Genomic DNA, 11767 nt, shown 5'->3' on the forward strand with positions numbered 1-11767 from the left:
CAGGCCCTGCCACCCGCAGGGCTTTTTTATGGAGCCCGTTGATGCGTATTCCTCTGTTACTGAGCATCCTCTTTCTGAGCGGCTGTAGCCATATGGCCAACGATAGCTGGTCCGGACAGGATAAAGCACAGCATTTCCTCGCTTCTGCGATGTTGTCCGCAGCCGGTAATGAATATGCGCAGCATCAGGGGTACAGCCGGGATCGTAGCGCGGCGATAGGCTTGATGTTCTCAGTGGGTCTTGGGGCATCAAAAGAGCTGTGGGATAGCCGCCCCGCAGGGAGCGGCTGGAGCTGGAAAGATTTCGCCTGGGATGTTGCCGGTGCAACGACCGGCTATGCCGTGTGGCAGATGGCGCACTATTAAAGTCGAATGCCTTTCCCTTTACGATGCAACATCAGGGAAACAACAAAGGCCAGTGCACCCATTATCGTTACGTACCAGAAGAATGTCGTTTCACTTCCCCATGATTTAAGCGACAACGCAATGTACTCCGCCGAGCCACCAAATAGCGCATTAGCAACCGCATAAGAGAGCCCTACCCCTAAAGCACGTACCTGCGCTGGAAACATTTCAGCTTTCAGTATCCCACTGATAGAGGTATAAAAACTGACAATCACCATCGCCAGCATCACCAGCGCAAACGCGGCATACGGCGAAGTCACATGCTGAAGGGCAGACAGAATTGGTACGGTACATAACGCCGACAGCCCGCCAAAAATCAGCATCGACGTACGTCGACCGATTTTATCCGAGAGTGCACCGATAAGGGGTTGTATGAGCATAAAGACAAACAGCGCCACCGTCATGACTACGCTGGCAACGTTTGCGTGCATGCCGGTAGTGTTCACCAGGTACTTCTGCATATAGGTAGTGAACGTGTAGAAACTAAGGGAGCCGCCCGCAGTGAAGCCCAGCACCATAAGGAAAGCTTTGCGGTTACGCCATAACCCTTTGAATGTTCCCGCCTCCTTCAGCGTTCTGACTTCCTTCTGAGAAGTTTCATCTAACTGACGGCGTAGCCAAAGTGCGACAACTGCCAGTACAGCACCCATCGCGAAAGGAATTCGCCATCCCCAGGCGTGAAGTTGTTCGTCCGTCAGAATCTGCTGCAGGATCACCACCACAAGAATGGCCAGCAGTTGACCACCAATCAGCGTGACATACTGGAATGAGGCGTAAAAACCTTTACGGCCTTCCAGTGCAATCTCACTCATGTAGGTCGCACTGGTACCGTATTCACCGCCCACCGATAATCCCTGGAATAAGCGGGCCAGTAAAAGTAGCGCCGGTGCCCAGGTGCCAATCGATTCATATCCCGGTAAACAGGCGATCACCAGAGAGCCAAAACACATCATACACACCGAGATCAGCATAGAAGCCTTACGCCCGCGACGATCCGCAATGCGGCCAAACAGCCAGCCCCCGATGGGGCGCATCAAGAATCCTGCGGCAAATACCCCCGCCGTTTGAAGAAGTTGCGTTGTGGTGTTGCCGGAGGGGAAGAAAATATGTGCGAAGTAGAGTGAACAGAATGAGTAGACGTAAAAGTCGAACCATTCAACCAGATTCCCTGAAGAGGCGCTGACGATTGCCCATACCCTTCTTCGGGTATCACTGTTAGCCAGCGTCCCGTTTGATGTAATGCTTTCTGTCATTGTGATTATGCTCCTGCCATAAACAGCGGCGTATTGAGCCAGGAGACTCAATTACCTCGTAAATGAAATGTTATAATTTTGTTATAAATAACATTGAGACAGAGATCACACATTCCATTAGCAGGATAAGGGATTAAGAGAAAGGCCAGAGAGATAAAGCACAAAGCAAAAAACCCCGCACCTTACGGTACGGGGTTCTTCTAATTGATGCCTGGCAGTTCCCTACTCTCACATGGGGAGACCCCACACTACCATCGGCGCTACGGCGTTTCACTTCTGAGTTCGGCATGGGGTCAGGTGGGACCACCGCGCTAAAGCCGCCAGGCAAATTCTGTTAATCTGTATCAAAGCTGAAATTGATTGTCTGTCTCTTCGCCGAAACAGCTTCGGCGTTGTAAGGTTAAGCCTCACGGTTCATTAGTATCGGTTAGCTCAACGCATCGCTGCGCTTACACACCCGACCTATCAACGTCGTAGTCTTCAACGTTCCTTCAGGAGACTTAAAGTCTCAGGGAGAACTCATCTCGGGGCAAGTTTCGTGCTTAGATGCTTTCAGCACTTATCTTTTCCGCATTTAGCTACCGGGCAGTGCCATTGGCATGACAACCCGAACACCAGTGATGCGTCCACTCCGGTCCTCTCGTACTAGGAGCAGCCCCCCTCAATTCTCCAGCGCCCACGGCAGATAGGGACCGAACTGTCTCACGACGTTCTAAACCCAGCTCGCGTACCACTTTAAATGGCGAACAGCCATACCCTTGGGACCTACTTCAGCCCCAGGATGTGATGAGCCGACATCGAGGTGCCAAACACCGCCGTCGATATGAACTCTTGGGCGGTATCAGCCTGTTATCCCCGGAGTACCTTTTATCCGTTGAGCGATGGCCCTTCCATTCAGAACCACCGGATCACTATGACCTGCTTTCGCACCTGCTCGAGCCGTCACTCTCGCAGTCAAGCTAGCTTATGCCATTGCACTAACCTCCTGATGTCCGACCAGGATTAGCTAACCTTCGTGCTCCTCCGTTACTCTTTGGGAGGAGACCGCCCCAGTCAAACTACCCACCAGACACTGTCCGCAACCCGGATTACGGGTCTACGTTAGAACACCAGCCATTAAAGGGTGGTATTTCAAGGTTGGCTCCACGCAGACTGGCGTCCACGCTTCAAAGCCTCCCACCTATCCTACACATCAAGGACCAGTGTTCAGTGTCAAGCTATAGTAAAGGTTCACGGGGTCTTTCCGTCTTGCCGCGGGTACACTGCATCTTCACAGCGAGTTCAATTTCACTGAGTCTCGGGTGGAGACAGCCTGGCCATCATTACGCCATTCGTGCAGGTCGGAACTTACCCGACAAGGAATTTCGCTACCTTAGGACCGTTATAGTTACGGCCGCCGTTTACCGGGGCTTCGATCAAGAGCTTCGCGTTGCCGCTAACCCCATCAATTAACCTTCCGGCACCGGGCAGGCGTCACACCGTATACGTCCACTTTCGTGTTTGCACAGTGCTGTGTTTTTAATAAACAGTTGCAGCCAGCTGGTATCTTCGACTGATTTCAGCTCCACCCGCAGGGGCTTCACCTACATATCAGCGTGCCTTCTCCCGAAGTTACGGCACCATTTTGCCTAGTTCCTTCACCCGAGTTCTCTCAAGCGCCTTGGTATTCTCTACCTGACCACCTGTGTCGGTTTGGGGTACGATTTGATGTTACCTGATGCTTAGAGGCTTTTCCTGGAAGCAGGGCATTTGTTACTTCAGCACCGTAGTGCCTCGTCATCACACCTCAGCGTTAAAAGGTACCGGATTTACCTGGAACCTCCGCCTACATGCTTAAACCGGGACAACCGTCGCCCGGCTAACATAGCCTTCTCCGTCCCCCCTTCGCAGTAACACCAAGTACAGGAATATTAACCTGTTTCCCATCGACTACGCCTTTCGGCCTCGCCTTAGGGGTCGACTCACCCTGCCCCGATTAACGTTGGACAGGAACCCTTGGTCTTCCGGCGAGCGGGCTTTTCACCCGCTTTATCGTTACTTATGTCAGCATTCGCACTTCTGATACCTCCAGCATGCCTCACAGCACACCTTCAACGGCTTACAGAACGCTCCCCTACCCAACAACGCATAAGCGTCGCTGCCGCAGCTTCGGTGCATGGTTTAGCCCCGTTACATCTTCCGCGCAGGCCGACTCGACCAGTGAGCTATTACGCTTTCTTTAAATGATGGCTGCTTCTAAGCCAACATCCTGGCTGTCTGTGCCTTCCCACATCGTTTCCCACTTAACCATGACTTTGGGACCTTAGCTGGCGGTCTGGGTTGTTTCCCTCTTCACGACGGACGTTAGCACCCGCCGTGTGTCTCCCGTGATAACATTCTTCGGTATTCGTAGTTTGCATCGGGTTGGTAAGCCGGGATGGCCCCCTAGCCGAAACAGTGCTCTACCCCCGAAGATGAGTTCACGAGGCGCTACCTAAATAGCTTTCGGGGAGAACCAGCTATCTCCCGGTTTGATTGGCCTTTCACCCCCAGCCACAAGTCATCCGCTAATTTTTCAACATTAGTCGGTTCGGTCCTCCAGTTAGTGTTACCCAACCTTCAACCTGCCCATGGCTAGATCACCGGGTTTCGGGTCTATACCCTGCAACTTAACGCCCAGTTAAGACTCGGTTTCCCTTCGGCTCCCCTATACGGTTAACCTTGCTACAGAATATAAGTCGCTGACCCATTATACAAAAGGTACGCAGTCACACCACGAAGGTGCTCCCACTGCTTGTACGTACACGGTTTCAGGTTCTTTTTCACTCCCCTCGCCGGGGTTCTTTTCGCCTTTCCCTCACGGTACTGGTTCACTATCGGTCAGTCAGGAGTATTTAGCCTTGGAGGATGGTCCCCCCATATTCAGACAGGATACCACGTGTCCCGCCCTACTCTTCGAGTTCACAACCTGTGTGCTTTCGTGTACGGGGCTATCACCCTGTATCGCCGGACTTTCCAGACCGTTCCACTAACACACAAGCTGATTCAGACTCTGGGCTGCTCCCCGTTCGCTCGCCGCTACTGGGGGAATCTCGGTTGATTTCTTTTCCTCGGGGTACTTAGATGTTTCAGTTCCCCCGGTTCGCCTCGTTAACCTATGTATTCAGTTAACGATAGTGTGTCGGAACACACTGGGTTTCCCCATTCGGACATCGCCGGGTCAAAGGTTCATATCACCTCGCCGGCGCTTTTCGCAGATTAGCACGTCCTTCATCGCCTCTGACTGCCAGGGCATCCACCGTGTACGCTTAGTCGCTTAACCTCACAACCCGAAGATGTTTCTTTCGATTCATCATCGACTTGCGAAAATTTGAGAGACTCGAACACACATTAACTGTGTGTCGTTTCAATTTTCAGCTTGATCCAGATTTTTAAAGAGCAAATATCTCAAACGTCACCCGAAGATGAGTTTTGAGATATGACGGCAGGTGACTTTCACTCACGAACCAGCAAGTGGCGTCCCCTAGGGGATTCGAACCCCTGTTACCGCCGTGAAAGGGCGGTGTCCTGGGCCTCTAGACGAAGGGGACGTGTAAGTCTCAATCGCAAGACGCCTTGCTATTTACTTTTCATCAGACAATCTGTGTGAGCACTACAAAGGCAGGTTCTTTAAGGTAAGGAGGTGATCCAACCGCAGGTTCCCCTACGGTTACCTTGTTACGACTTCACCCCAGTCATGAATCACAAAGTGGTAAGCGCCCTCCCGAAGGTTAAGCTACCTACTTCTTTTGCAACCCACTCCCATGGTGTGACGGGCGGTGTGTACAAGGCCCGGGAACGTATTCACCGTAGCATTCTGATCTACGATTACTAGCGATTCCGACTTCATGGAGTCGAGTTGCAGACTCCAATCCGGACTACGACGCACTTTATGAGGTCCGCTTGCTCTCGCGAGGTCGCTTCTCTTTGTATGCGCCATTGTAGCACGTGTGTAGCCCTACTCGTAAGGGCCATGATGACTTGACGTCATCCCCACCTTCCTCCAGTTTATCACTGGCAGTCTCCTTTGAGTTCCCGGCCGAACCGCTGGCAACAAAGGATAAGGGTTGCGCTCGTTGCGGGACTTAACCCAACATTTCACAACACGAGCTGACGACAGCCATGCAGCACCTGTCTCAGAGTTCCCGAAGGCACCAATCCATCTCTGGAAAGTTCTCTGGATGTCAAGAGTAGGTAAGGTTCTTCGCGTTGCATCGAATTAAACCACATGCTCCACCGCTTGTGCGGGCCCCCGTCAATTCATTTGAGTTTTAACCTTGCGGCCGTACTCCCCAGGCGGTCGACTTAACGCGTTAGCTCCGGAAGCCACGCCTCAAGGGCACAACCTCCAAGTCGACATCGTTTACGGCGTGGACTACCAGGGTATCTAATCCTGTTTGCTCCCCACGCTTTCGCACCTGAGCGTCAGTCTTTGTCCAGGGGGCCGCCTTCGCCACCGGTATTCCTCCAGATCTCTACGCATTTCACCGCTACACCTGGAATTCTACCCCCCTCTACAAGACTCTAGCCTGCCAGTTTCGAATGCAGTTCCCAGGTTGAGCCCGGGGATTTCACATCCGACTTGACAGACCGCCTGCGTGCGCTTTACGCCCAGTAATTCCGATTAACGCTTGCACCCTCCGTATTACCGCGGCTGCTGGCACGGAGTTAGCCGGTGCTTCTTCTGCGGGTAACGTCAATCGATGAGGTTATTAACCTCAGCACCTTCCTCCCCGCTGAAAGTACTTTACAACCCGAAGGCCTTCTTCATACACGCGGCATGGCTGCATCAGGCTTGCGCCCATTGTGCAATATTCCCCACTGCTGCCTCCCGTAGGAGTCTGGACCGTGTCTCAGTTCCAGTGTGGCTGGTCATCCTCTCAGACCAGCTAGGGATCGTCGCCTAGGTGAGCCGTTACCCCACCTACTAGCTAATCCCATCTGGGCACATCTGATGGCAAGAGGCCCGAAGGTCCCCCTCTTTGGTCTTGCGACGTTATGCGGTATTAGCTACCGTTTCCAGTAGTTATCCCCCTCCATCAGGCAGTTTCCCAGACATTACTCACCCGTCCGCCGCTCGCCGGCAAAGTAGCAAGCTACTTCCCGCTGCCGCTCGACTTGCATGTGTTAGGCCTGCCGCCAGCGTTCAATCTGAGCCATGATCAAACTCTTCAATTTAAGTTTGATGCTCGTGAATTAAACTTCGTAATGAATTACGTATGTTCACTCAGAGACTTGGTATTCATTTATTGTCCGAAGACATTAAGAATCCATGTCACTTTGAGTGCCCACACAGATTGTCTGATAAATTGTTAAAGAGCAGTGCCGCTTCGCTTTTCGCAGCGGCGCGGGGTGTGCATATTACGCTTCCCCGCTTCAGAGTCAAGCGTTTATTTTCACTTTTCTCTGCTGACGTTCATCTCTGAACCCCGCTAACCCGGCGGCCTGTAAGCCGTTGTTCCGTGTCAGTGGAGGCGCATTATAGGGAGTTATTCCGAAGCCGCAAGGGTAAAGTGAAAATTATTTACTGACCGCTCACTTTCCAGGCAAAACTAACTCCAGACCTCAATTTTCGCCTGGTTTTTAAACAAAAACGAGCCGCAAGCGGCTCGTTTTTGCGTTTTGTGACTTACTGCACTGCCACAATACGATCGTCGTTGGCTTCCAGACGAATAACTTTGCCCGGAATCAACTCTCCGGAGAGGATCTGCTGCGCCAGCGGGTTTTCGATCTGCTGCTGGATAGCACGTTTTAATGGACGCGCACCGTACACCGGATCGTAACCATTCTCGCTCAGGAGCTTCAGCGCCTCATCGGAGATGTGAATTTCATACCCACGCTCTTCCAGACGTTTGTACAGACGCTGCAACTGGATCTGCGCAATCGACGCAATGTGTTTCTCACCCAGAGGATGGAAGACCACCACCTCATCAATACGGTTGATGAATTCAGGACGGAAGTTATGGCTCACGACACCGAGCACCAGATCTTTCATATGGCTATAATCCAGTTCACCGAAACGTTCCTGAATCAAATCGGAACCCAGGTTCGAAGTCATAATGACAACCGTATTACGGAAGTCGACCGTTCTCCCCTGCCCGTCTGTCAGACGACCATCGTCCAGCACCTGAAGCAGGATGTTGAACACATCCGGGTGCGCTTTTTCCACTTCATCCAGCAGGATGACGGAATAAGGGCGACGGCGAACCGCTTCCGTCAGATAACCACCTTCTTCATAACCGACGTATCCCGGAGGCGCACCGACCAGACGCGAGACGGAGTGTTTCTCCATAAACTCGGACATGTCGATACGCACCATCGCATCGTCGCTGTCGAACATAAAGTTAGCCAGCGCTTTACACAGTTCGGTCTTACCGACGCCGGTTGGCCCCAGGAACAGGAACGAACCAATCGGACGGTTTGGATCGGACAATCCTGCGCGGCTACGGCGAATGGCGTTGGAAACCGCCTCAACCGCTTCGTTCTGACCAATCACCCGGTTGTGGAGATCCTGCTCCATGCGCAGCAGTTTTTCACGCTCGCCTTCCAGCATGCGCGCCACGGGAATACCGGTCCAGCGAGCAAGCACTTCAGCGATTTCTGCGTCCGTCACTTTATTACGTAACAGACGCATCGTTTTTCCTTCTGACTGCGTCGCTATCTCAAGCTGTTTTTCCAGCTCAGGAATTTTGCCGTACTGCAGTTCAGACATCCTCGCCAGGTCACCGACACGGCGAGCCTGCTCAATGGCAATTTTTGCCTGTTCGAGTTCAGCTTTGATGGTCTGAGTGCCAGAAAGGGATGCTTTCTCGGCTTTCCACTCTTCTTCCAGCTCAGAATACTGGCGCTCTTTATCGTCCAGTTCTTCATTGAGCATATCCAGGCGTTTCTTACTGGCTTCATCAGACTCTTTCTTCAGCGCCTGCTGTTCCAGCTTGAGCTGAATGATGCGTCGGTCGAGTCGGTCCAGCTCTTCCGGTTTCGAGTCAATCTGCATACGAATGCTCGAAGCTGCTTCATCAATCAGGTCGATCGCTTTATCCGGCAGCTGACGGTCAGCGATATAACGATGTGAAAGCGTTGCCGCAGCAACAATTGCCGGGTCAGTGATCTGCACGTGATGGTGCAGCTCATAGCGCTCTTTCAGACCACGCAGGATCGCGATGGTATCTTCAACGCTTGGCTCAGCAACAAACACTTTCTGGAAGCGACGTTCCAGCGCAGCATCTTTCTCGATGTACTGACGATACTCATCAAGCGTAGTGGCGCCGACGCAGTGAAGTTCACCGCGCGCCAGCGCAGGTTTCAGCATGTTCCCGGCATCCATCGCGCCGTCCGCTTTACCCGCACCGACCATGGTGTGCAGTTCGTCGATAAACAGGATAACGTTGCCTTCCTGCTTCGCCAGGTCGTTAAGCACGCCTTTCAGACGCTCTTCGAACTCACCGCGGTATTTCGCACCAGCCACCAGCGCGCCCATATCCAGCGCCAGCACGCGGCGGCCTTTCAGGCCTTCCGGCACTTCACCGTTGACGATACGCTGCGCCAGCCCTTCAACAATGGCGGTTTTACCGACACCCGGTTCACCAATCAGCACCGGGTTGTTCTTGGTACGACGCTGCAGTACCTGAATCGTACGGCGAATTTCTTCATCACGGCCGATAACCGGGTCAAGTTTGCCCTGCTCAGCACGCTCGGTCAGATCGACCGTAAATTTCTTCAAAGCCTGACGTTGGTCTTCGGCTCCCTGATCGTTCACGCTTTCACCTCCGCGCATTTTCTCAATCGCCTGAGTCACATTGGCGGTGGTCGCACCGGCAGATTTCAGCAGGTCGGTCAAGGTACCGCGTGATTCAAGCGCCGCCAGAACAAACAGCTCTGACGAAATAAAGTTGTCCCCACGTTTTTGCGCCAGCTTGTCGCAAAGGTTAAGCACGCGTACCAGATCCTGCGACGGCTGAACGTCGCCGCCGGTACCTTCTACCTGCGGCAAACGGCTCAGCGCCTGATCGATAGCGGTGCGTAACTGGCCAGCATTAATGCCAGCGGACGTTAATAAAGGACGTACCGATCCCCCTTCCTGATTCAGCAAGGCGCTCATTAAATGAAGAGGTTCGATAAATTGGTTGTCGTGCCCCAGTGCGAGGGACTGGGCATCGGCGAGAGCAAGCTGGAATTTATTAGTAAGACGATCCAGACGCATAACTCCTCCCATAACAGGTCAAATTTGCTACTGGAGATTAAATGAGGTCATCCCTCAATTATTCAAGGTTAATGACCTGAATTATGTGAAAAGAAAACGGCACGTACCGGATCGTCTTGATTCTTTAGGTTATATCAGCCAAATAAAACTTGCCATACGTCCCGTGGTCTTGTCGCGGCGATAGGAGAAAAAATCACCCTTTTCGGTGAATGTGCAGCGATCGCCGCCGAAGATCTGCGACACGCCGACGTTATTCAGGCGCTGGCGGGCGAGCTGGTAAATATCGGCCAGATATTTCTCCCCCGAAGGCTGGAAGGCATCCACCGCTTGCGGATCTTTTTCCATAAAGGCTTCGCGAACCTCTGGCCCCACTTCAAAAGCACGAGGACCAATGGCCGGGCCAAGCCAGGCCATAATATTGGCGGGCTCATCGTTAAAGCAGGCGACTGTTTCTTCGAGCACGCCTTCACACAGACCACGCCAGCCCGCGTGTGCTGCTGCCACCTCGGTACCTGCACGGTTACAGAACAGAACCGGCAGACAATCCGCGGTCATTACGGCACAAACGGTTCCCGGAGTATTACTGTATGAGGCATCAGCGCGTTTAGAAGCATAGGGTTCCCCCGTCAACTTCAGCACCGCATTACCATGAACCTGTTCCAGCCAGACCGGTTTCGACGGCAAGTTCCCCGCAGCAAACAGACGCCTGCGGTTCTCTTCAACGTGTTCCAGGTTGTCGCCACAGTGCGCACCGAGGTTCAAAGACGCCCACGCGCCCTGGCTAACACCGCCAATACGGGTTGAACTGCAGGCAGCCACGCCTGCAGGCAATGGCCACTCCGGGACAATCAGTTTGGTCATAACCAGTCCACTTGATCCTTATGTTCTTCGAAATCAGCACGCATGGCGTCAATAAGGTCCACCATATCCTGCGGGATAGGCGCATGCCACTCCATCTGAATACCGGTGATAGGGTGATAAAGACGCAGCATGGTCGCGTGCAGCGCCTGACGATCGAATTTACGCAATACGCTGATGAATTCATCCGATGCGCCTTTAGGCGGACGCGGACGACCACCGTAGACCTGATCCCCCACCAGCGGATGGGTGATGTGGGCCATATGCACGCGGATCTGGTGCGTACGCCCGGTTTCCAGACGCAGACGCAGACGCGTATGAATACGGAAGTGTTCCATAATGCGATAGTGCGTCACCGCCGGTTTACCCATCGGATGCACCGACATATGGGTACGTTTGGTTGGGTGACGGCTGATTGGTTCTTCCACCGTTCCGCCAGAGGTCATATGCCCAATGGCTACCGCTTCATACTCGCGGGTGATTTCGCGCAGCTGCAGCGACTCCACCAGTCGAGTCTGAGCAGGAACGGTCTTCGCCACCACCATCAAGCCAGTGGTGTCTTTATCCAGACGGTGCACGATGCCCGCGCGCGGGACATCTACGATCGGCGGATAGTAATGGAGAAGTGCGTTAAGTACCGTACCGTCAGGGTTCCCCGCGCCCGGATGAACAACCAGGTCGCGCGGCTTGTTGATCACCAGAATGTCATCATCTTCATACACGATGTCCAGTGGGATATCCTGCGGCTCGAAGCGGATTTCCTCTTCGATTTCAGCATTGATGGCGACAGCTTCCCCACCTAACACTTTCTCTTTTGGTTTGTCCCAGATCTTGCCGTTTACCAGCACGCGCTGGTCAAGGATCCATTCTTTTATGCGTGAACGCGAATAATCAGGGAACAATTCGGCCAAAGCCTGATCTAAGCGTTGACCGAGCTGATTTTCGGAGACTGTTGCGGTGAGTTCTACTCGTTGTGCCATAAACTGCTTCTTCGTTTAACGTTGGGTTTTACGGCTTTGCCGTTTAATATA

5 protein-coding genes, 1 tRNA gene and 3 rRNA genes are annotated in these 11767 nt (G+C 53.0%); 1 reads left to right on the forward strand and 8 read right to left on the reverse strand.

Annotation, left to right across the window (positions count from 1 at the left end; genetic code table 11):
• Positions 1-41: 41 nt before the first annotated feature.
• Entirely contained in the window at positions 42-365 is a 324-nt protein-coding gene (locus L370_RS20720; protein ID WP_023333069.1) for a YfiM family lipoprotein, read from the forward strand.
• Here the strand turns inward: L370_RS20720 and L370_RS20715 are convergent.
• From L370_RS20715 to rluD, 8 genes are all read right to left on the reverse strand, one after another.
• Positions 362-1657 carry an MFS transporter gene (locus tag L370_RS20715; RefSeq protein WP_023333070.1) on the reverse strand — a complete coding sequence of 432 codons (1296 nt, stop codon included), beginning with the start codon at positions 1655-1657 and terminating at the stop codon, positions 362-364. The genes L370_RS20720 and L370_RS20715 overlap by 4 nt on opposite strands.
• A gap of 209 nt (positions 1658-1866) precedes the next feature.
• A 5S ribosomal RNA gene (gene rrf / locus L370_RS20710) occupies positions 1867-1982 on the reverse strand.
• Positions 1983-2053: 71 nt separating this feature from the next.
• Positions 2054-4958, reverse strand: a 23S ribosomal RNA gene (locus tag L370_RS20705).
• Between the two features lie 192 nt (positions 4959-5150).
• A tRNA-Glu gene (locus L370_RS20700) sits at positions 5151-5226 on the reverse strand.
• A gap of 85 nt (positions 5227-5311) precedes the next feature.
• Positions 5312-6853, reverse strand: a 16S ribosomal RNA gene (locus L370_RS20695).
• The 16S, 23S and 5S rRNA genes sit together here with 1 tRNA gene alongside, the layout of an rRNA operon.
• 451 nt (positions 6854-7304) lie before the next feature.
• Complete coding sequence (clpB, locus tag L370_RS20690) at positions 7305-9878, reverse strand: ATP-dependent chaperone ClpB (protein ID WP_023308864.1); 2574 nt, start codon at positions 9876-9878, stop codon at positions 7305-7307.
• 129 nt (positions 9879-10007) lie between these two features.
• Positions 10008-10739 carry a purine nucleoside phosphorylase YfiH gene (gene yfiH, locus L370_RS20685; protein WP_023333071.1) on the reverse strand — a complete coding sequence of 244 codons (732 nt, stop codon included), beginning with the start codon at positions 10737-10739 and terminating at the stop codon, positions 10008-10010.
• A complete protein-coding gene (rluD, locus tag L370_RS20680) occupies positions 10736-11716 on the reverse strand; it encodes a 23S rRNA pseudouridine(1911/1915/1917) synthase RluD (RefSeq protein ID WP_023333072.1) in 981 nt (326 codons plus the stop codon). Before rluD ends, yfiH begins: the two co-directional genes overlap by 4 nt.
• Positions 11717-11767: the final 51 nt, after the last annotated feature.

The sequence above is a fragment of the Enterobacter sp. MGH 24 genome, assembly GCF_000493015.1.
Classification (GTDB): Bacteria; Pseudomonadota; Gammaproteobacteria; order Enterobacterales; family Enterobacteriaceae; genus Enterobacter.

Coding starts and splice junctions, on each gene's coding strand:
- L370_RS20715 (WP_023333070.1), bottom strand. CDS start 1,657: ATGACAGAAAGCATTACATCAAACGGGACGCTGGCTAACAGTGATACC.
- rluD (WP_023333072.1), bottom strand. CDS start 11,716: ATGGCACAACGAGTAGAACTCACCGCAACAGTCTCCGAAAATCAGCTC.
- clpB (WP_023308864.1), bottom strand. CDS start 9,878: ATGCGTCTGGATCGTCTTACTAATAAATTCCAGCTTGCTCTCGCCGAT.
- L370_RS20720 (WP_023333069.1), top strand. CDS start 42: ATGCGTATTCCTCTGTTACTGAGCATCCTCTTTCTGAGCGGCTGTAGC.
- yfiH (WP_023333071.1), bottom strand. CDS start 10,739: ATGACCAAACTGATTGTCCCGGAGTGGCCATTGCCTGCAGGCGTGGCT.